This window comes from Cognatishimia sp. F0-27 (genome assembly GCF_020667845.1).
Classification (GTDB): Bacteria; Pseudomonadota; Alphaproteobacteria; order Rhodobacterales; family Rhodobacteraceae; genus JAFMPQ01.
Map to the genome: position 1 here is coordinate 56,988 of NZ_JAFMPQ010000011.1, position 24,128 is coordinate 81,115.

The 24,128-nt window shown below is 64.9% G+C and carries 24 protein-coding genes; 6 read left to right on the top strand and 18 right to left on the bottom strand.

Features of this window, described 5'->3' with window-relative positions:
• Positions 1–310: 310 nt before the first annotated feature.
• From glp to J1C49_RS08015, 6 genes are read right to left on the bottom strand one after another with little or no spacing between them, the layout of a single operon-like run.
• Positions 311–1,477, bottom strand: a complete 1,167-nt coding sequence (gene glp / locus J1C49_RS07990) for a gephyrin-like molybdotransferase Glp (RefSeq protein ID WP_227445290.1) — start codon at positions 1,475–1,477, stop codon at positions 311–313.
• Complete coding sequence (gene moaC, locus J1C49_RS07995) at positions 1,474–1,953, bottom strand: cyclic pyranopterin monophosphate synthase MoaC (RefSeq protein ID WP_227445291.1); 480 nt, start codon at positions 1,951–1,953, stop codon at positions 1,474–1,476. The genes glp and moaC overlap by 4 nt, the downstream gene beginning before the upstream one ends.
• Entirely contained in the window at positions 1,950–2,753 is an 804-nt protein-coding gene (gene trpC / locus J1C49_RS08000) for an indole-3-glycerol phosphate synthase TrpC (protein ID WP_227445292.1), read from the bottom strand. Before trpC ends, moaC begins: the two co-directional genes overlap by 4 nt.
• Positions 2,750–3,427, bottom strand: coding sequence for a uracil-DNA glycosylase (locus J1C49_RS08005; protein WP_227445293.1), 678 nt, complete (start codon positions 3,425–3,427; stop codon positions 2,750–2,752). Before J1C49_RS08005 ends, trpC begins: the two co-directional genes overlap by 4 nt.
• Before the next feature lie 15 nt (positions 3,428–3,442).
• Positions 3,443–4,465, bottom strand: a complete 1,023-nt coding sequence (gene trpD / locus J1C49_RS08010) for an anthranilate phosphoribosyltransferase (protein ID WP_227445294.1) — start codon at positions 4,463–4,465, stop codon at positions 3,443–3,445.
• On the bottom strand, positions 4,462–5,043 hold the full coding sequence (locus J1C49_RS08015) for an aminodeoxychorismate/anthranilate synthase component II (RefSeq protein ID WP_227445295.1): 582 nt from the start codon (positions 5,041–5,043) through the stop codon (positions 4,462–4,464). The genes trpD and J1C49_RS08015 overlap by 4 nt, the downstream gene beginning before the upstream one ends.
• A 130-nt stretch (positions 5,044–5,173) precedes the next feature.
• Between J1C49_RS08015 and J1C49_RS08020 the strand changes: the two genes are divergently transcribed.
• A complete protein-coding gene (locus tag J1C49_RS08020; RefSeq protein ID WP_227445296.1) occupies positions 5,174–6,802 on the top strand; it encodes a divergent polysaccharide deacetylase family protein in 1,629 nt (542 codons plus the stop codon).
• Positions 6,803–7,308: 506 nt separating this feature from the next.
• Here the strand turns inward: J1C49_RS08020 and J1C49_RS08025 are convergent.
• From J1C49_RS08025 to J1C49_RS08035, 3 genes are all read right to left on the bottom strand, one after another.
• Positions 7,309–7,896 (bottom strand): DUF1638 domain-containing protein, encoded by a 588-nt coding sequence (locus J1C49_RS08025; RefSeq protein WP_227445346.1) that lies wholly within the window; start codon positions 7,894–7,896, stop codon positions 7,309–7,311.
• 169 nt (positions 7,897–8,065) lie between these two features.
• Positions 8,066–8,239, bottom strand: coding sequence for a hypothetical protein (locus J1C49_RS08030; RefSeq protein ID WP_227445297.1), 174 nt, complete (start codon positions 8,237–8,239; stop codon positions 8,066–8,068).
• 448 nt (positions 8,240–8,687) lie between these two features.
• Positions 8,688–9,392, bottom strand: coding sequence for a B12-binding domain-containing protein (locus J1C49_RS08035; RefSeq protein ID WP_227445298.1), 705 nt, complete (start codon positions 9,390–9,392; stop codon positions 8,688–8,690).
• Between the two features lie 193 nt (positions 9,393–9,585).
• Here J1C49_RS08035 and J1C49_RS08040 point away from each other — a divergent pair, with 193 nt between their 5' ends.
• Positions 9,586–10,680: a PA0069 family radical SAM protein gene (locus J1C49_RS08040; RefSeq protein WP_227445299.1), complete on the top strand. Its 1,095-nt coding sequence runs from the start codon at positions 9,586–9,588 to the stop codon at positions 10,678–10,680.
• 112 nt (positions 10,681–10,792) lie between these two features.
• On the opposite strand, the gene bmt is transcribed toward J1C49_RS08040, so the two are convergent.
• Together bmt and guaA are read right to left on the bottom strand one after the other, a co-directional pair.
• Positions 10,793–11,809: a betaine--homocysteine S-methyltransferase gene (gene bmt, locus J1C49_RS08045; RefSeq protein ID WP_227445300.1), complete on the bottom strand. Its 1,017-nt coding sequence runs from the start codon at positions 11,807–11,809 to the stop codon at positions 10,793–10,795.
• A gap of 385 nt (positions 11,810–12,194) precedes the next feature.
• On the bottom strand, positions 12,195–13,778 hold the full coding sequence (gene guaA, locus J1C49_RS08050) for a glutamine-hydrolyzing GMP synthase (protein ID WP_227445301.1): 1,584 nt from the start codon (positions 13,776–13,778) through the stop codon (positions 12,195–12,197).
• Between the two features lie 314 nt (positions 13,779–14,092).
• Between guaA and J1C49_RS08055 the strand changes: the two genes are divergently transcribed.
• A complete protein-coding gene (locus tag J1C49_RS08055; RefSeq protein WP_227445302.1) occupies positions 14,093–15,637 on the top strand; it encodes a trimethylamine methyltransferase family protein in 1,545 nt (514 codons plus the stop codon).
• A gap of 70 nt (positions 15,638–15,707) precedes the next feature.
• Here J1C49_RS08055 and J1C49_RS08060 read toward each other — a convergent pair whose 3' ends face one another.
• On the bottom strand, positions 15,708–15,995 hold the full coding sequence (locus J1C49_RS08060; protein WP_227445303.1) for a DUF6477 family protein: 288 nt from the start codon (positions 15,993–15,995) through the stop codon (positions 15,708–15,710).
• A 270-nt stretch (positions 15,996–16,265) separates the two neighbouring features.
• On the opposite strand from J1C49_RS08060, the gene J1C49_RS08065 reads away from it, so the two are divergent.
• Positions 16,266–17,378: a DUF6456 domain-containing protein gene (locus J1C49_RS08065; protein WP_227445304.1), complete on the top strand. Its 1,113-nt coding sequence runs from the start codon at positions 16,266–16,268 to the stop codon at positions 17,376–17,378.
• Between the two features lie 407 nt (positions 17,379–17,785).
• Complete coding sequence (gene lipA, locus J1C49_RS08070; RefSeq protein ID WP_227445305.1) at positions 17,786–18,736, top strand: lipoyl synthase; 951 nt, start codon at positions 17,786–17,788, stop codon at positions 18,734–18,736.
• A gap of 393 nt (positions 18,737–19,129) precedes the next feature.
• Here the strand turns inward: lipA and J1C49_RS08075 are convergent, their stop codons facing one another.
• The 3 genes from J1C49_RS08075 to hpt form a co-directional block, all read right to left on the bottom strand.
• The gene (locus J1C49_RS08075; protein WP_227445347.1) at positions 19,130–20,005 is read right to left on the bottom strand and encodes a cytochrome c; all 876 of its coding nucleotides are present in this window, start codon (positions 20,003–20,005) and stop codon (positions 19,130–19,132) included.
• A gap of 8 nt (positions 20,006–20,013) precedes the next feature.
• Positions 20,014–20,469: a cytochrome c gene (locus tag J1C49_RS08080; RefSeq protein ID WP_227445306.1), complete on the bottom strand. Its 456-nt coding sequence runs from the start codon at positions 20,467–20,469 to the stop codon at positions 20,014–20,016.
• Positions 20,470–20,677: 208 nt separating this feature from the next.
• Positions 20,678–21,229: a hypoxanthine phosphoribosyltransferase gene (hpt, locus tag J1C49_RS08085; protein WP_227445307.1), complete on the bottom strand. Its 552-nt coding sequence runs from the start codon at positions 21,227–21,229 to the stop codon at positions 20,678–20,680.
• Between the two features lie 80 nt (positions 21,230–21,309).
• Between hpt and J1C49_RS08090 the strand changes: the two genes are divergently transcribed.
• The gene (locus J1C49_RS08090) at positions 21,310–21,753 is read left to right on the top strand and encodes a type II toxin-antitoxin system RatA family toxin (protein WP_227445308.1); all 444 of its coding nucleotides are present in this window, start codon (positions 21,310–21,312) and stop codon (positions 21,751–21,753) included.
• A gap of 96 nt (positions 21,754–21,849) precedes the next feature.
• Here the strand turns inward: J1C49_RS08090 and J1C49_RS08095 are convergent, their stop codons facing one another.
• The 3 genes from J1C49_RS08095 to J1C49_RS08105 are packed head-to-tail and all read right to left on the bottom strand — an operon-like array spanning position 21,850 to position 24,012.
• A complete protein-coding gene (locus J1C49_RS08095; RefSeq protein ID WP_370639384.1) occupies positions 21,850–22,329 on the bottom strand; it encodes a CinA family protein in 480 nt (159 codons plus the stop codon).
• The gene (locus J1C49_RS08100) at positions 22,326–22,811 is read right to left on the bottom strand and encodes a phosphatidylglycerophosphatase A (protein WP_227445309.1); all 486 of its coding nucleotides are present in this window, start codon (positions 22,809–22,811) and stop codon (positions 22,326–22,328) included. Before J1C49_RS08100 ends, J1C49_RS08095 begins: the two co-directional genes overlap by 4 nt.
• A 52-nt stretch (positions 22,812–22,863) precedes the next feature.
• Positions 22,864–24,012: a bifunctional 2-C-methyl-D-erythritol 4-phosphate cytidylyltransferase/2-C-methyl-D-erythritol 2,4-cyclodiphosphate synthase gene (locus tag J1C49_RS08105; protein WP_227445310.1), complete on the bottom strand. Its 1,149-nt coding sequence runs from the start codon at positions 24,010–24,012 to the stop codon at positions 22,864–22,866.
• Positions 24,013–24,128 lie beyond the last annotated feature (116 nt).

A 24,128-nucleotide genomic window follows, 5' to 3' on the forward strand; every position in this document is an offset into this window, starting at 1 on the left:
CGAGAACGGCTTTCTCGTCGCTTCGGTATCCGGAACAGTGCCGTGCAGCAGCGCTCCACACAGCGGCGGCAACACCTCGGACCCCAAAAGGAACGCGGCGGGCCAGACACCAGCCGCGCGTTTGGGGAGCCTCCCGGACCGGCGCGGATTTCAAGCCTGGGCTACGCGCGGAGGTGGTCCGGGGCGGGGCGCCATCGAAAGCGACGGAGGATCGGTTTTTGGGGAAGAGCGCGGGGGCGCTCGGACCGGATCGCGCCTGCGGACGGCTCACCCGCCAGATGCGATACCTTGTTGGTTGAAGGCCCGGACGTCAGAGCGGCAAGTAAGACATTGTCTCTCCCGCCGCGCGCGGCGGGTCGCCCACCGGACGCACCACAAGCGCATTGGCCGCGCCGAGGACGGATAACAGGCTCGAGTCCTGGCGGTCGAACACCGTCAGCCCGCTGTCATCGAGCCGCGCGCGCATGTAGTGTTCTCGCGTTCCATTCGCCGTGATCGGAGCGGCGAGCGGCGCTTCCTGTCGTGGCGCAGGTTCCGCGGGAAGGCCAAGAAGCGCGCGGATCACGGGGGCCACAAAGACGTGGCCACAGACCATGGCCGAAACCGGATTGCCGGGCAGGCCGATCATCATGGCGGATCCGATCCGGCCCGACATCAATGGTTTGCCCGGCCGCATGGCGACCTTGTGGAAGGCCTGTTCCATGCCGAGCTCGGCGGCGACCGGCGCAACCAGATCGTGATCCCCAACCGAGGCGCCACCGACCGTGATGACAAGATCCGCACCGCTGGCAAGGTCGAAACAGGTCTTGAGAGACGCGGCGTTGTCGCGCGCAATCGGCAGCAGCCTTGGCCTTGCGCCCAAGGCGGTGAGCAACGCATGCAGACCAAAGGTATTCGAAGCGATGATCTGGTCGGGGCCAAGCGCATCACCGGGCATGACCAATTCGTCACCCGTGGATATCAGCGCGACATTCGGGCGGCGCGCCACGGTGATTTCGGGCAAGTTCATGGATGCGATCAGGGCGATGTCACTGGCGGTGAGAATGCGCCCGGCTTCGACCCGCGCTCCCTTGCAGAAATCGTTACCCGCCGGGCGGATATAGCCCGCGGTGTCCAGCGCCGCGCCGATCACGATGGTGTCCCCGTCGCGGGTGACGTCTTCCTGAATGACGATCCGGGTCGCACCCGGCGGCACCGGCGCTCCTGTGAAAATGCGCACCGCCTGTCCCGCGCCAACGGCGCCGTCAAACCGCGCGCCCGCGGCGCTTTCCCCGATGACGGTCAGCCGGTCGCCGGGCCGTGCTTCGGCCACGGCGTAGCCATCCATCGCGGATGCAGGAAAAGGCGGCTGGTCGCGCTCCGCCACGACCGGTTCCGCGAGCACGCGACCGGCACCGTCCAGAAGGCTCACCCGTTCCGTGCCAAGCGGCTTGGCGAGGGCGAAAAGCAGGGCAAGGGCGTCGTCGACGGTGATCATTTGGCCTCGAAGCGCCCCGATTTGCCGCCATCCTTGAGAATCACGCGTGTGCCGCCGATTTCCATGGTCTTATCGACCGCCTTGACCATGTCATAGACCGTCAGCGCGGCGACGGAGACCGCGGTGAGCGCTTCCATCTCGACACCGGTCTGGCCGGTTGTCTTGACCGTCGCCTCGATGCGCAGTCCGGGAAGGTCGGGGTCCTGCGTCAGATCGACGGTCACCTTGGTCACCGGCAAGGGGTGACAGAGCGGGATCAGCTCCGGCGTCTTCTTGGCGCCCATGATCCCGGCGAGCCGCGCCACCCCGACGACGTCACCCTTCCTGGCGCGCCCTTCGGTGATCAGCGCGAAGGTTTCGGGCGCCATGCGCACCCAGCCTTCTGCGGTGGCAATGCGCGCCGTGACGGCCTTTTCGGAGACATCGACCATATGCGCATGGCCGGCCTCGTCGAAATGGGTCAGACCGCCGCTCATGCCGGCACCGGGTCTGCAAGCAGCGCGCGGGTCGCGCTTTCCACGTCCGTCTGGCGCATGAGGCTTTCCCCGATCAGGAAGGCGCGCGCGCCATGCCCGGCCATATCCGCCAGATCGGCGGGGGTGTTGAGCCCGGATTCGGAAATCAGGAACCGATCCTCGGGAACCGCCCGCGACAGAACCCGCGTGGTGTCCAGCGTGGTCTCGAAAGTCTTGAGGTTGCGGTTGTTGACGCCGATCAACGGCGATTTAAGAGCCAGGGCCCGGTCGAGTTCGGGCCGGTCATGCACTTCGATCAACGCGTCCATGCCCCAGCTTGCCGCGGCATCCTCCAATTCGGCAGCCTGCGCATCGGAAACGCTGGCCATGATGATCAGGATGCAGTCGGCCCCAAGCGCGCGTGCCTCGGCCACCTGGTAGGGGTCATACATGAAGTCCTTGCGCAACGCCGGCAGGCCGGTTGCCTCGCGGGCCTCCACGAGGAACGCCTTGGCGCCCTGGAACGACGGTGTGTCGGTCAACACGGAGAGGCAGGTCGCGCCGCCAGCCTCATAGGCGCGGGCAAGCGTCGCCGGGTCGAAATCCGCGCGGATCAGCCCTTTGGAGGGGGACGCTTTCTTGACCTCGGCAATCAACCCGTAGCCCTGGGTGGCAGCGGTCCTGAGCGCTTTGGCGAAGGGGCGCAAGGCAGGCGCTGCGCGCGCGGCTTCCTCTACCTCGGAAAGGGGGCGGGCGGCCTTGTCGGCGGCCACCTCTTCAAGCTTGTAAGCCTTGATCTTGTCGAGAATTGTCTGGGTCATAAGGTCGTCGTCTCGGTCTTTTCGGGGGCGGGGCCAGCCCAATCAATCGCGGTGTGTCCCTTGGCAATAAGCCACTCGTTGACCCGCGAAAAGGGGCGCGAGCCGAAAAAGCCGCGTCGCGCCGAAAGAGGAGAGGGGTGAGGGCTTTCGATCCGCAACGCCTCCTTGTGCCGGATGACCGCAGCCAGCTGCTGTGCATGTTTGCCCCACAGGATATAGGCGCGCGGCCGGTCGTCCAGACGGTGCAGCACATCGCGCACCAGATGCAGCCAGCCAAGCCGCGCATGGGCGCCTGCCTCTCCGGCAGGCACGGACAGCGCGGAGTTCAGCAGCAACACGCCTTGATCGGCCCAGAACCGCAGATCGCCGGTCACCGGGCAGGCACCGAGATCCGCCTGCATCTCCTTGAAGATATTGGCGAGACTGCGGGGCAGGGGAGTGACCTCCGGCGCCACCGAAAAGGCGAAACCATGCGCATGGCCGGGCGTCGGATAGGGGTCCTGACCGAGGATCACAACCCGCACCGTTTCGGGTGGGCAGGCGTCGAGCGCGGCAAACCGGTGCGGTTCGGGTGGCAGAACGGGACGCGTTTCCGCGGCAAGGGCCGCCCGCACTCTGGGCCACTGCGTTGTCCAGAAGGGCAGATCGGCCCAAGCGGAAGGGATGCGTGACACGGTCTGTGGCGCGTCTCAGGCGGCGGCTTGCGTCGCGGCGGCAAGCGCTTCGAGCTTGGCCCTGGCCGCGCCGCTGTCGATGCTCTCGCGCGCCATGGTCACCCCGTCGCGCAGATCCGCCGCACGCCCTGCGACCACCAGAGCGGCGGCAGCGTTCAGCAGAACGGCATCCCGATACGCGCCTGCGGCCCCATCGAGCAAGGCCCGGAACGCAGCTGCGTTTTCGGCGGGCGCACCGCCGAGGATCTCTTCGAACGGATGCACGGGCAGGCCGGCATCTTCCGGGTGGATCTCCGCTTCGCGGACCGAGCCGTCCTCTTCAAGCGCGGCGAGCCAGCTGACGCCGGTGATGGTCAGCTCGTCGGTGCCGTCGGAGCCGTGGACCAGCCAGGCGCGTTCGGAGCCGAGCTGGCCGAGCGTTTCGGCCATTGGGCGGATCAGGTCGCGGGCGAAGGCCCCGGTGAGCTGGCGTTTGACCCCGGCGGGGTTGGTCAATGGCCCCAGAATGTTGAAGATCGTGCGCGTGCCGAGTTCCGCCCGGACCGGGCCCACATGGGCCATGGCCGGGTGGTGCATGGGCGCCATCATGAAGCCGATCCCGCATTGTGCGATGGCCTTCTCGACCGCCGCGGCATTGATCATCACGGCGATACCCATCTCTCCGAGCGCATCGGCCGCGCCGGATTTGGAGCTGAGATTGCGGTTTCCGTGTTTGGCCACAGGCACCCCTGCGCCGGCGACCACAAAGGCGGTGGCAGTGGAGATGTTCAGTGTGCCCTTGCCATCGCCGCCGGTGCCGACGATGTCCATCGCGCCTGCGGGCGCTTGAACCTTGTGGCATTTGGCGCGCATGACCGCGGCGGCGGCTGCGTATTCTTCGACGGTTTCGCCGCGCGTGCGCAGGGCCATCAGGAGGCCACCGATCTGGGCCGGGGTTGCCGCCCCTTCAAACAGAGTGGTGAAGGCCCGCTCTGCTTCAGCGCGGGTCAGGGGGCGATCGGCGGCGGCACCGATCAAGGGGCGGATATCGTCACTCACGCGGGCACCTTCACGCTGTCGAGGAAAGTCTTGAGCATCGCGTGGCCATGCTCGGACCGGATGGACTCAGGGTGGAACTGAACGCCGTGAACAGGCAGCGTGCGATGGGCGAGACCCATGATCGTGCCGTCTTCGAGCGTGGCGGTCACTTCAAGGCAATCGGGTAACCCCTCGCGGGAGACCACGAGCGAGTGATAGCGCGTTGCCGAGAGCGGCGACGGCAGCCCGGCAAAGACGCTCTTGCCCTCGTGATGCATGAGGCCGGCCTTGCCGTGCACGATCTCGTCATGGCGCACCACCGTGCCGCCAAAAGCTTGCCCGATGGTCTGGTGGCCGAGGCACACGCCCAGAAGCGGGATCTCCGCCTCGGCAGCGGCGCGGGTCAGCGCAAGGCAGATGCCCGCACGGTCCGGATCGCAGGGGCCGGGGCTGAGCACGATGGCGTCCGGGCGCAGGGCGATAGCCTCTTCGGCGCTGAGCGCATCGTTGCGGCGCACATCGACCGCCGCACCAAGCTCGCCAATGTAATGCACGAGGTTCCAGGTGAAGCTGTCATAATTGTCGATCAGCAAAATCATGGGCTCACGGGTCTCCGGGGCTGGCGGCGAGGCGGCGTTCAGCGGTATACATGCACAGGCAGTCAGAGCGAGGTCAAGGGCAACGGCCCGGCGCGCGCTGGCGACGAGCGGGGCAGGAGGCAAGAGCGCCATGGCACGTGGATTTCTGATGGGGTTGGTCTGGGGCACGGTTGTGTCCGGGGTTGGTGTGGGCGCGCTGTCGGTGCTGACCGGGCCCGGGCCGGACGCGGCCAATGACGCTGAACCGCCACAGGCGGTTGTGGAAGACCCCGCGCCTGCGGCTGAGGCGCTGGGAGCAGACCCTGATGTGCCCGCACGGGTGGACGCGGCAGCGGACACTGTCGTGGCGGAGGACGCGCCGGATCAGCCACCAGCTGCGCCGCAACCCGACCCGAACAGGGCCGAAGACGAAGCGGCCTTGGCCCGTGCAGCAGAGGCGGATCCGGATGCACCGGGCCGACGCCCGCCGCCGGAGGCCGCCGTGGACCTACCCGTGCTCCAGACCGATCCGCTTGCTGCGCCGGAAACGCCGGTCGTGATCGGCGCAGACACGACTCCGCTTGCGCCGCCCGATGTGGGGGCACCGCCGGACACGGTCCTGACCGCGCCGCCGGTCCGCGACGAGGCCGCTGCCGGTCGGGGGATCGACGTGACCACCGATGGGCCGGTGCTGCCTGCGGGCCAGGCTGCAGCACCGGGTCTGGTGGATCCCGAGGCCGGGCGCGATACCGCGCTTGCGCCGCTGCAACCGCCAGCGCCGCCCTTGCCGCAGGGCGATTCGGCGCTGATCGTCGAGGAGGTCGCGGAAGACCCGTCCGCGGAGGCGGCGCCGGTCGAAGAGCCCGCGCCGGATGAAAGCGACGCGGTTGCCGAGGACGACGCCGCCCCGCCCGAGGAGCAAGACGCGGCGCCGGAAGAGGAGACCGGCCCACAGATCGGTCGCCCGGCGGTTTCTCTGGTCGAGCGCGAAGGCGCGGTCACCACGAGCCGCCTGCCACGGATTGGAGGGGGCGGTGGCGATGTCGCCGATGCCGATTCCTCTACGAATGCGGACGCGGATACGGATGCGGAAGATGAGGCGCGGCCATTGGCGCGATATGCTGCGTCGGCGGAGGCGGACCCTGCCAAGCCCCGCGTCTCCATCATATTGATCGACGACCCGACCGGCCCGCTCGGACCCGAAGCGCTCGCGCCGCTTCCCTTTCCCGTCACATTTGCCGTCGATCCCCAAACTGAAGGAGCCTCGAACCGTGCCGAAGCCTATCGCGTCGCCGGATTCGAGGTGCTTGCGATTGGCGCGATGCCCGAGGGCGCGCAGGCCTCCGATGTGGAAGTGTCCCTGTCTGCGGTGCTCGACAGCGTGCCCACCGCGATCGGTGTGATGGAAGCGCCTGAGGGTGGGCTTCAAGACAGCCGCACCGTCACGGTCCAGACCGCTCAGGCCCTGGCCGCATCGGGACACGGCCTTGTTCTGATGCCAAAGGGGTTGAATACCGGCGAGCAGCTTGCCGCGCGCGAAGGCGTGCCGTCCGTATCGGTCTTCCGGGATTTTGATGGAGAAGGGCAGGATGAGCGCGTCATTCGCCGCTTTCTGGATCAGGCAGCATTCCGGGCGCGACAGGACGGGGCAGTTGTGATGATGGGACGGCTGAGCGCGGATACGGTTTCGGCGCTGGTTCTCTGGGGCTTGCAGGACCGCGCGGCCACCGTGTCTATCGTGCCGGTGTCGCACATCCTGTTGAACCCGTCGGAAAACTGAACGGGTCGTTCGGGTTTCGGAGACGGGTGCCGCGTTTCTTGACCTTTGGTGCGGAGGGGCGGTTTGCCGCCATGGTTTGACTCTGCGCCGCGTGGCGTGCGCGAGTTGTAGGCACGAGGGCTGAGACCTCCCTTGATGTCCTGATGCCCTTCGCGCCCATGGGATGCAGGCCCTGTCCGGCGCGTGCCACGCAAGGCTGCGGGGTCGCTTGCGGCGGGCGCGGATCCACCCGGTGGCCCTGTGGTCGCTCCCGCTTGCAGTGTCAGGGCCAAGGCCAAGCGTGCCGGTTTTGGTTCGGGCGGCGGGTCGGTCTCCGGGTCTGGATCGGGCGGAAGGTCCGTCTGAAGCCGGATGACTATGCGGCGGCGTTAATCCAACCGGTAAAGGACCGTTCCGCAAAGCGGCGCGCCTTATCAGCCGTATCGATTTCTGAGGCACCGCGTCTGACGGTGCGGACAACAGGCCCCGCCAACCGCCAATGCGCAAATCCGGCGCGGACCGCGTGTCTAACCCTGCGTCACCAGAGGGGTGTCCGCCCATCTCGAAATCGTGCTTTGCAGTTCCCCGTAGCCGGTCAGTCGTCGCTCAAACCGCAAGCCGAGTCGTGCGGCGGCATCCTCTGCCTTGGTGGTCAGCGCGGGATCTTCGGTTTGCGCCAGATAGACCAATACCTCGTAATGCGCGAAATAACTGTCACGCAGGTCCGGGTGCTGATCCAGCCCGAGCGGTTTCCAGACAAAGGCATCAAACTGGCGCACAAGAAAGTCGGTCAGATAAAAGGCGGTCATTTCATCCCGCGCCGCGAAGCGCTCCAGCCCGTCAAAGAAGGCATAGCAATGCGGGCCACGGATCATCTCGACATCCAGCCGCGCACAGGTCGCTTCAAGGACGCCGCCTGTGCCGCAATCCGCGTAGGCCACGAAGATCGTCTTGTAGTGCTGGCGATGGCGCAAAACCGCATCTTCAACCGCGCTTGCAATCCGCTCGGGATGGTTGTGCAGGATTGCAGGCAGGCACGTCAGGTCCAGATGCGACCAGCCGCCAATGCGTTTGATTTCGAGGATCTCCCGGGCGAGGGCGCCGCAGGCAATCATGAGGATCGAGCCGGTGCCGACCGGTTTCAGGCCAGCCTCTGCCAAAATCGCGTCGCTGAGCGAGGCTGCATTCGATGCGCCGCTCTCATTTTGTTGCGCCGGGGAGTCGCTGTCGGAAAATAGCGGCTTGGCACGGCGACCGCGTCGCCGCTGTCCACTCCTGTTCCGCTCAGGCTTGGCCGTCGTCATAAGGGGTATCGGCCAATGCCCAGCGCAGGATCAGCGCGAGACAGAGCAGCATTGGCACCACGGTCACAAGGCCCCATGCGTTCAGTGCCCAGATCGTGAGGCCCCCGGCCGCAAGAACCGAAAAGATCAAAAGTGCCAATGACGTCACAGGCATGCTCATCTCCTTTGCCCAAATAATATGGGGCAGATTCGGTTAAAGAAAAAGGCAGGATGCAAGAATTTCCCAAAGATTGCGCGGAGCCGCGCAGGGTCTTGGCCGGCAACGCCGATTTTGACACATGCGAGACAGGCAGGCCGCTGCGGCAAGGGGCGTGACAATCGCTGTTTTGCGTTGTTTTCAAAGAGCTTTTGACGATGCCATTTTTTGCATCGATTTGCGTCTCGCCATTGCTCAAGGACTGGGCGTCGCCGGTCGCGCGCTGAAACACACCGTTTCTGTTCCGTGTTTTGCGGGCCACTAACGCCGTATTTCACGGGGCAGCCCGTTGGCCAGCGCGCGCTCCGGGTCGGGCTGCTGTTGCCTGAATGCGCCCAGGGGCAGGCGTTCTGCGGTTCGCCGAACCGTGAGGGACGGCGCGGCAAACCGGAAGGGTCTGGTCCGCTCAGCCAGCGGCCATCTGGTTGTGTTTGCGCGCGATGAACGACTTTGCCGTTTCCACCGCCACGGCCGCATCGCGGCAATACGCGTCCGCGCCAATGGCCTTGCCGAATTCCTCGTTCAGCGGTGCGCCACCGACGAGAACGATGTAGTCATCACGGATGCCCTGTTCGACCATCGTGTCGATCACGACTTTCATATAGGGCATCGTCGTCGTCAGCAGGGCAGACATCCCGAGGATATCCGGTTCCTCGGTGGCGATGGCTTCCATATAGGCGTCGACGGCGTTGTTGATGCCCAGATCGACCACCTCGAACCCGGCACCTTCCATCATCATGGATACAAGGTTCTTGCCGATGTCGTGAATGTCGCCCTTCACGGTGCCAATGACCATCTTGCCCATGCGGGGTGCGCCGGTTTCGACCAGAAGCGGCTTGAGAATTGCCATGCCGCCCTTCATGGCATTGGCGGCCAAAAGCACTTCCGGCACGAAAAGGATCCCGTCACGGAAATCCTTGCCCACGATGGTCATGCCAGCCACCAGCGCCTTGGTCAGAATGTCGTATGGCTGCCAGCCACGTTCGAGCAGGATGTTGACGCCTTCTTCGATCTCTTCCTTGAGACCGTCGTAAAGGTCGTCCCACATCTGTTCCACAAGCTCGTCGTCGCTCAGCTCGGACAGGATGATGTCGTCTTCTTCGTCGGACATGATGTCCTCCTCGGCGGGGCTCTGCGCTGGGCAGAGGGGCTTCGTCTCACTCAGGCTGTCCTGAGCATTCGTCTTTTCGGGCCCGTCACACTTTCCCTAATGCGACATGGGGCGCGATATCTCCGACTTTGCGCGGGGCAGGATTGCGAATGTTCTCTTTGTGTTCTAGTTTTGCACTCTGGAGGCATCCGCGATGGACAGACCAATTGAAGCGGCGCGACCGGTTCCGGCAGAGCGGCGCAAGGGGCGCGGCGCGCTGAGTTGTGACACCGGGCGCTACGAGTGCCATGTGCGGGTCGATGAGCATGACGGCTGGGATCTGAGCGAAGAGCAAACCGTGCTGCGCACCGAGGTGAGCGAGGAGCGGCCGCGCTCCGTGATCAGCTATGTGCGCTCGCCGGATCTGCCCTTTGACCGGACGCTCAACCCGTATCGCGGCTGCGAGCACGGGTGCATCTATTGCTTCGCACGGCCAAGCCATGCCTGGCTTGGACTGTCTCCGGGACTTGACTTCGAAACACGGTTGATTGCCCGGCCGGAAGCGCCGCAGGTGCTTGATGCGGAGCTGCGCAAAGCCCGGTATCGCGTGGCGCCCATTGCCATCGGAACAAATACCGATCCATACCAGCCGATCGAGAAAGACCACGGCGTGATGCGTGACTGTCTCGAAGTGCTCGCGGCGTTCCGGCATCCGGTGGCGATTGTGACCAAGGGCGCCTTGATCGAGCGGGATATCGATGTGCTCGCTCCGATGGCGGCGCAGGGGCTGGTGCGCGTCGGGATCTCCGTGACGACGCTTGATCCGGTGCTGTCGCGCAAGATGGAGCCGCGCGCCCCGGCGCCCGCGCGCAGGCTCGCCACAATCCGCCGCCTCGTCGACGCTGGCATCCCGGTGCGGGTGATGGCCTCTCCCATGATCCCGGCGCTCACCGACCCCGAACTGGAGGCCATTCTCGATGCCGCGCAGGGAGCCGGAGCCGACGCGGCCAGCTGGATCATGCTGCGCCTTCCGCTGGAAGTTGCGCCGTTGTGGCGCGACTGGTTGGCCACGCATTACCCCGACAGGGCGCGCCGCATCATGGGGCATTTGCAGGCCATGCATGGCGGGAAGGATTATGACAGCCGGTGGCATGTCCGGATGCGTGGTGAAGGACCCTATGCGGCGCTGATTGCACAACGATTTCGCCGCGCGGTGCGGCAGTTGGGACTGGCCGAGCGTGCCGCGCCCCTGCGCTGCGATCTGTTCCGGGCGCCGCCACGTGCCGGCGATCAATTGTCGCTGTTCTGAAACCGGCCATGACGGCGTGTCACGGCACTGCGGGTGCGCCGTGGCGCGCGCGATGCGGGAACACGCGGAAGACGCGGGCAGATTTGGGAGGACCGCAGGCAAGGCAGCGCTCTCACGCGCGTTTGCGGGGTCGGCGGCGCGTGCGTGTTGGCGCAACGTCGTCCCCGGTGCCGTCACCGGCGGAGGAAAACCCGCCCAGCGCCTCGGTGATCTGCTCCAGTGTTGGCGTCGTGCCACGTGGCCGGCTCTCCAGCGCGGCGCGCATGGCCGCGAGATGCGGAGGGGTCGTGCCGCAGCAACCGCCGATGATCCGCGCACCGCTGTCGCGGGCAAGCACGGCATAATCCGCCATCAGGTCGGGCGTGCCGTCATAGTGAATATGGCCGTCTTCGAATTTCGGGATGCCCGCGTTTCCCTTGGCAATGATCGGACGGTCTGTGCCTTGCGCGGCAAATCCAAGGACCGTGCGTAACAGGTCCGACGCCCCGACCCCGCAATTGGCCCCGAAGGCGATGGGCGGGTTCGGCAGGGCCTCGACCATGGTCACCATGTCAGCGGAAGTCATGCCCATCATGGTCCGTCCCGCGGTGTCAAAGCTCATGGTGCCGCACCACGGCATGTCCACCTTGGCAAAGGCTTCGGCAGCGGCCTTGAACTCCTCGGGTGCCGAGATCGTCTCGACCCAGAGCACATCCGCGCCGCCATCGCGCAGCCCGGCGGCGGTTTCCTCGAACATGGCAACCGCATCTTCGTGGGAGAGCGTGCCCGCTGCGCCCATGATCTCGCCGGTGGGGCCGACGGATCCTGCCACGATGATGTCGCGCGCGCAGGCATCCGCGATCTCGCGCCCCAGTTCCGCGCTGAGTTTCGACAGGGCGTAGGCGCGGTCTGCTGCATCGTGCAGTTTCAGGCGCGAGGCGTTTGCGCCGAAGCTGTTGGTCAGGAACAGATCCGAACCGGCGTCGACAGCGCCACGGTAGAGCGCGCGGATCTTGTCGGTTTCGGTTTCGTTCCAGAACTCAGGCGCGTCTCCCGACATGAGCCCCATGTTGAAGAGGTTGGTCCCGGTCGCGCCATCGGCAAGAAGCCAATCGCGGGAGGCAAGCGCGCGGGTGAGGGCATCAGACATGAAACGGGACCTTTGCATTTGGATGTCCAGCATGTCGCATGGCCCTGATCGTGACGCAAATTCATAATCTGCATGTTTTACATGAGGTGCATTGAGATGTCGGGGCGACGCGCGTCGCTGAAGCGACGACGCCCCGCCCGCCATCCCGCAGGCTTTCCCGCAGCCGGTGTGACGCATCGCTCGTGCGCAGGCGAGGGCGCTGCGCGGGGGGGTATTGGGGGCGCTGCCCCCGGCACAGCGAGGCTGTGCCTCCCCCGGAGGTATTTGTGAGACAGAAGAAACCCCAGCGGGCGGCGGTCTTGCCCGGCCCGGTGCCGCAGGCCGGTGCCGCAGGTGTCGATCGTCTTTTGCGCGTCTCAGGCGCGGGCGCATTCCGGGCCGGAGGTCACTCCCATTCGATCGTGCCCGGAGGCTTGGAGGTGATGTCGTAGGTCACCCGGTTGATACCGCGCACTTCGTTGATGATCCGCGTGGCGGTTTCGCCAAGGAACTCATGGCTGAACGGGTAGTAATCCGCCGTCATCCCGTCGACCGACGTGACTGCGCGCAATGCGCAGGCGAAGTCATAGGTGCGACCGTCGCCCATCACGCCCACGGTCCGGACGGGCAGGATGGCGCAGAACGCCTGCCAGATCTCGTCGTAGAGCCCGTGTTTGCGGATCTGGTCAATGTAGACCGCATCGGCCTTGCGCAGGATCTCGAGCTTTTCGCGGGTGATTTCACCCGGGCAGCGGATCGCGAGCCCGGGTCCCGGGAAGGGGTGGCGGCCGATGAAGTGTTCCGGCAGGCCCAGTTCACGGCCCAGCGCGCGGACCTCGTCCTTGAACAACTCGCGCAGCGGCTCGACCAGCTTGAGCCCCATCTTCTCGGGCAGACCGCCGACATTGTGGTGTGATTTGATCGTCACCGATGGGCCGCCGGAAAAGCTGACGCTCTCGATCACGTCCGGGTAGAGCGTGCCCTGGGCCAGAAACTCGGCGCCGTCGATCTCGTTGGCGTATTTCTGGAACACGTCGATGAAGAGCCCGCCGATGATCTTGCGCTTGGTTTCGGGGTCGGAGACGCCTTCGAGCTTGCCGAGAAACAGGTCCTGTTCCTGAGCATGAATCACCGAGAGGTTCATGTGATCGCGGAACATGCCCACGACCTCGTCAGCCTCGTTAAGACGCAACAGCCCGTGATCCACGAAGACGCAGGTGAGCTGATCGCCGATCGCTTCGTGAATCAGCGCCGCCGCAACCGAGCTGTCGACCCCGCCGGAGAGCGCGCAGATGACCTTCTTGTCGCCGACCTGGTCGCGAATGCGGGCCACGGCCTCTTCGCGATAGGCGCCCATCGTCCAGTCGCCGGTAAAGCCTGCGAGCCGCACAAAATTTTCATACAGCCGCGCGCCGTTGGGGGTGTGATGAACCTCGGGGTGAAACTGCACCGCGTAGAAATGACGCGCCACATCCGCGGTGATGGCGAAGGGCGCACCGGGCGAGGTGCCGTAGACCTCGAAGCCGGGGGCGAGCGTGTCAACGTGGTCGCCGTGGCTCATCCAGACCTGCTCGCGCCCTTCTGCAAACCAGCCCTCGAGCAGTGGCAGATCCTGTTTGGGCTCGACATAGGCGCGCCCGAACTCCGCCGTGCCCTCGCCCGAGACCACGCGTCCGCCCAACTGCGTCATCATCACCTGCTGGCCGTAGCAGATGCCGAGGATCGGCAAGCCCATCTCGAAGAGCGCATCCGGCGCGCGCGGACTGCCTTCACGGGTCACGCTATCTGGTCCCCCGGACAGGATCACCGCTTTCGGTGCGATCTCGGTCAGTGTCTCGGCGGTCAGGGTCTGGTAGGGGTGGATCTCGCAATAGACGTCCAACTCGCGCAAGCGGCGGGCGATGAGCTGCGTGACCTGGCTGCCGAAATCGACGATCAGCAACGTTTCATGCGCGATGGCGGGGCGGGGGGAGACGGCGGACTGGGTCATGTCGCAGTCTCTAGGTCCGTGCGCGGGATTCGGCAACGCCTCCGTGCAGGCAAGGTCGACCCGGTGGCCCTTGTTGGTTTCCCGGACGGGTGGGGCAAGGCGTTTCCGGGCACAGGGCGATGCTTTTCTCCGCATGGGGCGCCGCCTCTTCGCGTCACGGCCGGACGGCGTAAAACGGCGTTGCCGCGCCTGTGTGTCGCTTTCGTCTGCGTAAGGGCGTTATCGCAGCAGGGGGCGTGCGCGCAGCGGGGTAAACCCCGCCCTACGGGCCGTGGCCCGACAGAACCGGAATGGCGCGACACGAGGGTTTGAGCATGGCAGAAGCGGGCACACGCAGACGGGCACGGGGTGGCGGTGGCGCGGCACGACGGGCCGAGCGCAGCGCAATCAGCGTCGAGACGGCGCGGTATATCGAACGCAATATTCCCAATCTGGATATCCTCAACGAAGAGGCGCTCGAAATCATCGAAGCCAACGCCGAAATCCTGCTCGAAGAGATCGGCGTGAATTTTGTGAACAACCCGGCAGCGCTGGACCGCTGGCGCGCGGCCGGTGCGACGGTCGAAGGAGAGCGGGTGCGTTTGCCGAAGGGGCTTGCGCGTAGCCTTTGCGCCACGGCCCCTGCCGCGTTCACGCAGCACGCGCGCAATCCCGAACGCTCCGTGGAAATTGGTGGGCGCTCCCTCGTTCTGGCACCGGTTTATGGCCCGCCCTTCGTGCATTGCATGGAAAAGGGCCGCCGGTATGCCACGATGGAAGACTTCGAGAATTTCGTGAAGCTGGGCTACATGTCCAAATGGCTCCACCATTCGGGCGGCACGGTTTGCGAACCGACGGATATCGCGGTCAACAAGCGCCATCTGGACATGCTGCTGGCGCACATGACCTTGTCGGACAAGCCGTTCATGGGGTCGGTCACCGAACCGAGCCGCGCGCAGGATAGTGTCGATATGGCCGAGATCCTGTTCGGCAAGGAGTTTGTCCAGCAAAACACGGTGATGACCTCGCTTATCAACATCAACTCGCCGCTGACCTTCGATGACGTGATGATGGGGGCGCTCGAAGTTTATGCGAAAAACAACCAGGCGGCGATCATCTCACCCTTTATCGTGGGCGGAGCCATGGCGCCGGTATCGGTTGCGGGGACGTTGACGCAGGTTTTGGCCGAGGTTCTGGCAGGCATTGCCTATGCGCAAATCATCCGGCCGGGCGCTCCGGTGATCATGGGCACGTTTGTGACCTCGATCGACATGAATTCCGGCGCGCCGACCTTCGGGACACCCGAAGCGGCTCATATCACCTATGGCGCTGGGCAATTGGCCCGGCGGCTGGGCTTGCCTTACCGCTCGGCGGGCTCGTTCAATGGCTCGAAGCTGCCCGATGCACAGGCGGCTTACGAGACCGCGAACTCCCTGAATGTCGGGTTGCTTGCGGGGGTCAACTTCATGTTGCACGCCTGTGGCTGGATGGAAGGCGGGCTGGTGTCTTCCTACGAGAAATTCGTGATGGATGCGGATCAGCTCGGCACGTTGCATCACCTTGCGAAAGGCGTGCAGATCGATGAGAACGCCCAGGCGATGGACGCGATCCGCGAGGTCGGTCCGGGGGGGCATTACCTTGGTTGTGCGCATACCCAGGCGAATTTCAAATCCGCCTTCTGGCGGTCTGACCTGCTGGATTACAAGCCCTACGAGACCTGGGTCGAAGAGGGCGGACGCGACAGCGCGAGCTTCGCGACGCAGCGGTGGAAAAAGCAGCTTGAGAGCTACCGCAAACCCGAAATGGACCCGGCGACGGAAGCGGCCTTGCGCGACTATGTGGCAGAAAAGAAGGCGTCGATGCCAGACAGCTTCACCTGACCATCGCAAAGACCGCCTGTCTTGCTGTCCGTTGCGCGGAAGGGTCCGCGCAACCGGGCGGTTTCGGGTTTTACTCGGTCTTGGAGCGCAGCAGGCGTGCTTCGCCCATCATGGCGACCAGGATTTCCACGTGTTTGGAAATGGAATAGCTCGCGGCCTGTGCGCGGCGCTGGTCGTTCAATTCGCCTTCGATTTCCATCAGGGTCATCAATGCCTTTCCCGGTCTGGGCAGGCGTCCATACCCGATCAGGCGATGCAGATGCGGATCGCGCCGGTATTCCTCTGATCCGATTCGTGCGGCGCGAATGAGGAGCCGCGGACGGCGCAATGTCGAAAGTATCCCCAGGATATCCTGCATGGTTCTTGTCCCTCGTGACAGTGAGTCGTTTGCAACATCTCCACTGATACACAACCTTAGCGAGTGTTGCGCCCTTGCGCGCCTCTCCGAACGGTCGTTTCAGATTTGTTTATCATTCCTCTCAAATAGTTGGAAAATCCCAGATGCGTTAAGCATCCGGTAATAAATGCACGTATAGGTTGTCAATCCAAGGTTGAATCTGCTGCTTGAACCGTTGTTTGAACGCCTGGGGCTGGGCTTTGACGCGGGGATCACGAGGGGAAAGTCGATATGGCAGAGCGAGAATTTATCCACAGCCCCGGGCCGGATTTGCCCGGTTGGGTGCCAGACGCCGCGCGCGCCTATTTGGCGCATACGGAGTACGGCCAGCCGATCCGCCAACTTGCACGGGATGCGGGCATTCATGCTTCCACGGTGCTGCGCCAGGTGCGCAGGATCGAGACCCGGCGGGACGATCCGCTGGTTGATGCGGCCTTGCGCGTCCTTGGCGGCGCGCAGAAGGATGAGGCGTCAACCGGATTTGGTCTTGGCGCTTGCGACGAGGGCGCGATGCCCGGCTTGCCCGATGAGGCAACGCTGGCCCGCGAAGCGCGGCGCGTCTTGCGGCGCCTGTGCGAGAGCGGGGCGGTGCTTGCCGTGGCTGCCGAAATGGATAAGGCGGTTGTGGTGCGCGACACTGGGGATGGCGGGAGCGCCCGTACCGCGGTGGTCGACGCGCCGATTGCGCAGGCCATGGCGCTCAAGGACTGGATCGCTTGCGAGGCACCCGGTCGGATTTCGCGCTACAGGATTACCGCAACCGGCCGAACAGCGCTGAGCGCGCTCATGGCGCAACAGGAAAACCGGGTGCGAGGTTTTGCTGAAGCGCAGGCCGGTTTTGACAGCGGCGTGGCCGCAGAAGCGGCGCTCGAAGAAATCGACCGCGACCCGCGCAGCCGCAAGGGCAAGTATCTGCTTGCAGAAAGTCCGTTGACGGTTCTGTCGCGACGACGCGACAAGGACGGCACGCCTTTCCTGCCCGATGCGCTGGTGCTCGCGGGCGAACGGCTGCGCGAGGATTTCGAACTGGCGCAAACCGCGCAGGCACCGGGTCAAAGCTGGGATGCCTTCGTCGCAATGGGGCTGGAGACCGAACAGACCCCTGCGGCGGTGCGCGGCAGCATTCCCGCGCGCGTTCGGCTCAGCCGCGCGTTGCGCGATCTGGGCCCGGGGCTGGGCGATGTCGCTTTGCGATGCTGCTGCTATCTCGAGGGTCTGGAGGCGGCGGAAAAAGCGTTGGGCTGGTCGGCACGGTCTGGAAAGATCGTGTTGCGCATCGCGTTGCAACGGCTCAAGCGCCACTACGAGGAACAAGCCGCCGAGGGTGGCGACATGATCGGCTGAGCGCCGCCGCGGGATCCCCCATGCACCGGCCCCAACGCGATCATGCCGGGACCGATGGCGCGGCCTGTCCTGCTGTGCAGGCTGAGGGTGCCGCGATTGTGCCATCGGGGAGAGGCGCAGAGGGGCGCGGGCGCTGATCGTTCATAGCATGTCTCGACCAACGCGCCCCATGGGCCGCCCCGAATGTGGCGCCATCCGAGCCTTGCATTGCTTGCATGTCCGTCACCCCGTCGCGCGCGAGGTTTCGAGGGAGGCAGTGCAAGCTATTGAAATAAAATGGCGATCGCACAGGGAGCACTCGTTAGAACGGGGCTGTTCCGCGCGGGTGTGACAGCGCGGATACTGGTAACTCTCCCTGCTTGCTCTTAATAGAGGGGGAACCGGAACCACTTCGCGGGGAAAATACCGTGCGCGACCTCAAGCTGCCCGACCAGCGCCATCCTGAAAAGGCGCATCGCAAGGACAATGCCCAACCGAAAAAGCCCAGTTGGATTCGCGTCAAGGCGCCCGGCGGCGAAGGCTATAACGAGACGCGCCGGATCATGCGCGAGCACAAGCTTGTCACGGTTTGCGAAGAGGCTGGTTGCCCCAATGCCGGTGAATGCTGGAACCAGGGCCACGCCACCATGATGATCATGGGCGAGATCTGCACCCGTGGCTGCACCTTCTGCAACGTGGCGACCGGACGGCCCGATGCGCTGGACCTCTTTGAACCCGGACGCGTCGCCGATGCGGTGCAGAAACTGGGGTTGAACCACGTGGTCATCACCTCGGTGGATCGCGACGACCTCGAAGACGGTGGGGCAGAGCATTTTGCCCAGACGATCCGCGCCGTGCGGCATCGGTCCCCGGAGACAACGATCGAGATCCTGACGCCTGACTTCCTGCGCTGTGGTCCTGACGCGCTGGAAACTGTCGTGGCAGCACAGCCGGACGTGTTCAACCACAATCTTGAAACCGTGCCGGGCCTTTACCCGGAGGTGCGCCCCGGTGCGCGGTATTTCCACTCGCTGCGTCTGTTGCAGCGCGTGAAGGAAATCGACCCGTCGATCTTTACCAAGTCGGGTATCATGGTCGGGCTGGGCGAGGACCGCCAGTCAGTCTTGCAGGTCATGGATGACATGCGCGCCGCTGATGTCGATTTCCTCACCATCGGCCAATATCTGCAACCGACGCCGAAACATCACGCGGTGGACCGCTTCGTGCATCCGGATGAGTTTGTCGCCTACGAAAAGGCGGCCTATGGCAAGGGGTTCGAAATGGTCTCCGCAACGCCATTGACCCGGTCATCCTATCACGCGGGAGACGATTTCGCACGGCTCCGCGCCGCAAGGATGCGCAAGCTGGCGACCCAATAGCGCGGATCAAGGCGCACAGCAGCCTCTAGGACAGAGAGCTCGAAGCGAGATGCAGGCGCTCGTCTTGCGCATCGCTTGCCTTGCAGGCCGCGGCCGCGACCCTGCACGTCTCACGCCTTGCACGCGGGGCCGGGCGTGATCCGAAGGAGCGCTTCCGCGCGCTTTTTTTCAGGCAGTGTTGCCGGGACACGTCCAAACCTAGGCTGGTTCTGCCCGGGTGCCCGTTGCGGTTTCCGCCAAGACTCAGGTCAGCCGCAGATTGAGGCGGATCATGTTCCGCGCGGAGGCCTGTTTGTCGTCGCGGCACGCACAGGGAGGCGGGCCGCGCCGGTGCCGTCGAGGCACGATCCTCGCGCCGCCATGAGATTGGCGCGCGTCGTGCCAACGAGCGGATCAGGGGGCAGGCAGCGCTTTCACATAGGCGGCGACCGCCGCGCGGTCCTCGGGACCAAGCTTCGAGAAATTGTCTATCACCGCAGCCATATGACCGCCGGCGCTGTCATATTCCGGGGTAAAGCCGGTCTCGAGGTAATACGCGATATCATCGGCGGACCAGTCCAGCTTGTCCGGCGTGAGCGGCGGGATCGTGCCTTGACCCGACGGGTTCGGCGCGCCCGCCATCCAGCGCGCGGTGTCCAGGGCGCCAAGCGCGTTGCGCGGCGTGTGGCATTCGGCACAATGCGCGAGCGCTTCCACAAGATACCGGCCCCGCTCCAGCTCTGAATCGGCTTCGGTGACAAACCCGTCATCCATGAACAGGAATTTCCACCCGCCCACGGAGCGGCGGATGTTGAACGGGAACCCAACGTCATGCGGCTTGGACGGTGTCGCATCCGCCGGGAGCGTCTGCATATAGGCCCACAGATCGACCAGATCCGCGTCCGTCATGCGGACGTAAGACGTGTAGGGAAAGGCAGGGTAATAGTGCTGACCCTCCGGGGAGACGCCGCGCAAAACGGCGTTGGCAAACGCGATTTGGCTCCAGCCGCCGATCCCTTCCTCTGGATGGGACGAGATGTTGGGCGCATAAAAAGTGCCGAAATCAGAGGCGAAGGCCTGGCCGCCGGCCAGAACCAGCTTGTCTTCCGAGCCCTTGACGGTATGGCAGGACGCGCAGCCCGATGCCGTGAAGACGGTTTCGCCGCGCGCAGCATCGCCGGACAGGGCTTCGAAACGCGCTGCCTCAACGGTGCTTGGGGCCGTCACCCACAGGCCAATGCCGGCTGCGATGACCGCAGCCGGGATGGCAAGCATCAAGAGCTTGCGCAGCATCGCGTTTACTCAGGCGTCCGGTAGTTGTCGTGGCACGCCTTGCAGGTGCCGCCGAGCTTGCCGAGCGCGGGGCCGATCGCCTCTTGGCCGGTGCCGGCCACTGCCTGCAATTCCTGCGCCGCCATGGTCAGGTCGCCAAATTTGGACAGGACGTCCGGCAGGTTCTCCCAGATTGCCGGTTCTGCGCGCGTGCCGTCGATGGACATGCTGTCGGACCCCTCCGGCCAGAGCGGGCCTTGGTTGATCATGGTCACGGCAACGATGCTGTCTGCTGCGGCCTGTGCGGCTTCCGCGTCGTACTCGGTCGCGCCACGCGCCATGCCACCAAGGATCCCGAGGTTGATGGCCAAAACTGCAAACTGACCTTGGCGGGCCTGAACCGGCATTTTGAAATCCTGCGCGTAAGCGGCGGTTCCAAGAACGGTTGCCGTAGCGGCTGCGAGGGCGATGAACGTTTTCATGGGGTGCTCCCTGTGTGAGAAAAGCGCTGCGATTAATTGACACAGCGTAAGGACAACGACCTATGCGTGTAAAGTGTAATGTCCAGTTGACAGCTGTGTGAAATCGCTCAGGGCTGCTGCGATTTGCGCACCAAGAAAACGCTTGGTGCCCTGCGGGAAGACGCATCTCAGGCAAATCGTGACATGCTGAGCCGGAGCGCTCAGAGGGTCAGGCAGGCTCTGGATCGGTGAAACGCACCTTGCCGATATAGGGCAGGTTGCGGTTGCGCTGGGCAAAGTCGATCCCGTAGCCCACCACAAACTCGTCGGGGATCTCGAAACCGGTCCAGTCGGCGCGCACATCGACTTCGCGACGCGTCGGCTTGTCGAGCAGCGCGATAGACCGCAGCCGCCGGGGCTCGCGCGATGCAAGCAGTCGCAACACGTGGTTCATCGTGTGGCCGGTGTCGATGATATCCTCGACCACCAGCACGTCGCGCCCTTCAATCGCGCCGCGGAGATCCTTGAGTATCCGCACTTCGCGTGAGCTTTCCATCGCGTCGCCGTAAGAAGACGCCTCCAGAAAATCGACTTCGACCGGAAGATCAAGCTCGCGCACCAGATCGGCGATGAATACGAAAGACCCCCGCAACAGACCCACGACGACGAGTTTGTTGGTATCCGAAAACTCCTGCGTGATATCGCGGCACAGCGCCTCGATCCGGGCCGCAATGGACTTTGCGGAGATCAACTCTTCTACGACATATGGACGCTGGGTCATGGGACATCCCTTGAAATTCCGCGCCGAGCATACGAAATCAGCCAGCAATGTCACGGACGTAACGGTAAAAAAGGGGCGACATGCCGACCCACTCGGAGACCCGCACGCTGCCCTACACGGCGCAGCAGATGTATGACCTGGTTGCCGATGTCGGCTCCTATCCGCAATTTCTGCCGTGGACGGCCGCGGCGCGGATCCGGTCCCGCGAAGAGCGCGGCGACAGCGAGGTGATGCTTGCCGACCTCGTGATCAGCTTCAAGGTGTTCCGCGAACGGTTTGGCTCGCGGGTGGTTCTGTGGCCGCAGGACAAACGCATCGACACCGAATATCTCGATGGTCCGTTCAAGCACATGGTATCAAAGTGGAAATTCACTGATGTCGATGGCGGAGTGGAGGTCGATTTCTTTGTTGATTTCGAGTTTCGCAACCGCATCCTGCAAGGGGCGGCGGGCATGTTCTTTTACGAGGCGATGCAACGCATCGTGCGTGCGTTCGAGCGGCGTGCCGCTGTGCTGTATGGATGATCCGGGCCCGGTCTGCCTGCCGTGAAACGCTGTGGGGTGGCGTGCCTTTCGGCGGGCGATCCGGGGCGGGCAGGTCGCGCCCCTGCCATGTCGATGTCATGGCTCTCGCGCGGCATCCAGCAAAAGCGCCAGCGCATGGGCGACAGCGGCGGCGCGAACGGCGGCGCGGCCGAGGGCGCCATGCTCGACGGTCTGCGTGCGCAGGCCGGCCTGCGTCGCGAGCGCGTAACACACACGCCCTTCGGGCTTGAACTCCGATCCACCGGGGCCGGCAATGCCGCTGATGGCAACGGCGATCTGGGCACCTGCGCGGCTGCGCGCCCCTTCGGCCATCTCTGCGACCACGGGTTCGGATACCGCGCCATGCACATCGAGCGTGGCGGGGGCAACGCCCAGCATCTCGGTCTTTGCACGGTTGGAATAGGTGACAAACCCCCGCTCGAATACGGCTGATGAGCCTGCGATATCCGTAATCGCCGCGGCGACGCCGCCGCCTGTGCAGCTTTCGGCTGTGGTTGTGGTCCAGCCGCGCGCAGAGAGCGTCTCGACCAGCGTTTTCGCGGCGGGCAGGCTCACATCAGCACCCCGTGCGCGATCCCGGCCAGCACGATGACGCCAATGGCCGCAAAGACACCGGCCCAGATGTCATCGAGCATCACGCCCATCGCGGTTCCCATCCGGTCGGCGCGGCCCACAAGCCACGGCTTGGTGATGTCGAACAGACGGAAAAGCACGAAGGCTGCGACCCAACCCGGCCAGAGTCGCCACAGGTCCGCACCCATCATGCCCGCGCCATATCCGACGGGCAGGAGCGCGATCCACTGTCCGACCAGCTCGTCGATCACCACCCAGGACGGATCGTGATCGTCACCGTCACGGATCACCCGGTCGGTGGCGATCCAGCCGGTGACAAAGGCAAAGACCGTCAGGTTCACAAAAAACCAGAACCCGCCAAAAGACAGGATGCCGTAGGCCAGCGGCAGCGCCGCGAGCGACCCCCAGGTGCCGGGGGCAGGGCGCAGGAAGCCGATCCCGCCGAGAGACGCCACCCACTTCATCGCGGGGCTCCCGCGAAGCCGCCCGGCCGGGCGGAAGAGCACGCCCGCCCGATCACGGTGCCACCAGCGTCGCGGTGGCCAGCGCGGCGATGCCTTCTTCGCGCCCGGTAAAGCCGAGTTTCTCGGAGGTCGTGGCCTTGACCGATACCCGCCCGGTCTCGATCCCGAGGATCTGTGCCAGAGCGGCGCGCATCGCCTCCGCATGCGGGCCGATCTTGGGGCGTTCACACACCAGCGTCACGTCGACATGGCTCAGGACGAAGCCCCGCGAGGCCGCAAGCTCGGCGGCATGGCGCAGGAAAATATGGCTTTCGGCGCCTTTCCATTGCGGATCGCTCGGCGGAAAGTGCCGCCCGATATCGCCTTCGGCCATGGCGCCATAAATGGCGTCGGTCAGCGCGTGCATCCCGACATCGGCATCCGAATGCCCCATCAGCGTCGCCGCGTGAGGCACCGCAACACCGCAAAGCATGACGTGATCGCCGGGCCCGAACCGGTGCACATCGTAGCCATTGCCAACGCGAATATCCATTTTGCCGTCCTTCTCGCTCAGGATCCTGTCCGCGCGCCGGAAATCTTCCGGTCCGGTGATCTTGAGGTTCCTTTCATCGCCCGGAACGATGGCCACGTCCAGACCCGCCGCGCGCGCCACCGCCACATCGTCCGCCGCTTCCGGTCCGTCCGTGGGCCACGCGCGATGGGCGGCGAGGATTGCGTCGAAGCGGAACCCCTGCGGCGTTTGCGCGCGATAGAGCCCCGTGCGGTCTCGCGTTCCCGACACGCGGCCCTCCGCGCCGGTCCACAAAGCGTCCGTGACCGCAAGGGCCGGTGCCGCGCCGGGCGTTTCGGCCAATGCCGCGCAGACCCCGTCGATCACTGTTTGCGACAAACAGGGGCGCGCAACATCATGGATCAGCACAATCCCGGGGGGATCGGCGGCGAGCGCCTCGAGCCCGGCCAGGACGGATCCCGCGCGCGTCGATGCCCCCTGCACCAGCGTCACCGGCAAGCCCGCGGCGGCGGCCTTGGCCTCGACGCGGTCATCGGGGTGAATCACCATGACAATTCTGTCGACGCGCTCGAATGCCTCCAGCGTCCAGCGTGCCACGGGCCGACCGGCAACGTGGCGCCATTGCTTCGGGATACCCCCACCAGCGCGACGTCCGCGCCCGGCGGCGACGATGAGGGCGGCAACTGTCATCGGGCGGTCTCCGGACAGGTCGGCCGGGGTCAGGGACGCCCGCACCGAGGGGTGGGTTCAAGGCGGTGAAGCTGCGCATTGCGCCGCGCCGCGCCGCGCGACTGGCAGAGGCACGC

What these genes read in the sequence shown, in the direction of transcription:
- glp (WP_227445290.1), bottom strand. Translation starts at nt 1,477, where the DNA reads ATGATCACCGTCGACGACGCCCTTGCCCTGCTTTTCGCCCTCGCCAAG.
- J1C49_RS08040 (WP_227445299.1), top strand. Translation starts at nt 9,586, where the DNA reads ATGGACAGACCAATTGAAGCGGCGCGACCGGTTCCGGCAGAGCGGCGC.
- J1C49_RS08030 (WP_227445297.1), bottom strand. Translation starts at nt 8,239, where the DNA reads ATGCCTGTGACGTCATTGGCACTTTTGATCTTTTCGGTTCTTGCGGCC.
- J1C49_RS08080 (WP_227445306.1), bottom strand. Translation starts at nt 20,469, where the DNA reads ATGAAAACGTTCATCGCCCTCGCAGCCGCTACGGCAACCGTTCTTGGA.
- bmt (WP_227445300.1), bottom strand. Translation starts at nt 11,809, where the DNA reads ATGTCTGATGCCCTCACCCGCGCGCTTGCCTCCCGCGATTGGCTTCTT.
- J1C49_RS08015 (WP_227445295.1), bottom strand. Translation starts at nt 5,043, where the DNA reads ATGATTTTGCTGATCGACAATTATGACAGCTTCACCTGGAACCTCGTG.
- J1C49_RS08060 (WP_227445303.1), bottom strand. Translation starts at nt 15,995, where the DNA reads ATGCAGGATATCCTGGGGATACTTTCGACATTGCGCCGTCCGCGGCTC.
- J1C49_RS08020 (WP_227445296.1), top strand. Translation starts at nt 5,174, where the DNA reads ATGGCACGTGGATTTCTGATGGGGTTGGTCTGGGGCACGGTTGTGTCC.
- J1C49_RS08105 (WP_227445310.1), bottom strand. Translation starts at nt 24,012, where the DNA reads ATGACAGTTGCCGCCCTCATCGTCGCCGCCGGGCGCGGACGTCGCGCT.
- J1C49_RS08090 (WP_227445308.1), top strand. Translation starts at nt 21,310, where the DNA reads ATGCCGACCCACTCGGAGACCCGCACGCTGCCCTACACGGCGCAGCAG.
- guaA (WP_227445301.1), bottom strand. Translation starts at nt 13,778, where the DNA reads ATGACCCAGTCCGCCGTCTCCCCCCGCCCCGCCATCGCGCATGAAACG.
- J1C49_RS08100 (WP_227445309.1), bottom strand. Translation starts at nt 22,811, where the DNA reads ATGAAGTGGGTGGCGTCTCTCGGCGGGATCGGCTTCCTGCGCCCTGCC.
- moaC (WP_227445291.1), bottom strand. Translation starts at nt 1,953, where the DNA reads ATGAGCGGCGGTCTGACCCATTTCGACGAGGCCGGCCATGCGCATATG.
- J1C49_RS08065 (WP_227445304.1), top strand. Translation starts at nt 16,266, where the DNA reads ATGGCAGAGCGAGAATTTATCCACAGCCCCGGGCCGGATTTGCCCGGT.
- trpC (WP_227445292.1), bottom strand. Translation starts at nt 2,753, where the DNA reads ATGACCCAGACAATTCTCGACAAGATCAAGGCTTACAAGCTTGAAGAG.
- hpt (WP_227445307.1), bottom strand. Translation starts at nt 21,229, where the DNA reads ATGACCCAGCGTCCATATGTCGTAGAAGAGTTGATCTCCGCAAAGTCC.
- J1C49_RS08035 (WP_227445298.1), bottom strand. Translation starts at nt 9,392, where the DNA reads ATGTCCGACGAAGAAGACGACATCATCCTGTCCGAGCTGAGCGACGAC.
- J1C49_RS08025 (WP_227445346.1), bottom strand. Translation starts at nt 7,896, where the DNA reads ATGATTGCCTGCGGCGCCCTCGCCCGGGAGATCCTCGAAATCAAACGC.
- J1C49_RS08055 (WP_227445302.1), top strand. Translation starts at nt 14,093, where the DNA reads ATGGCAGAAGCGGGCACACGCAGACGGGCACGGGGTGGCGGTGGCGCG.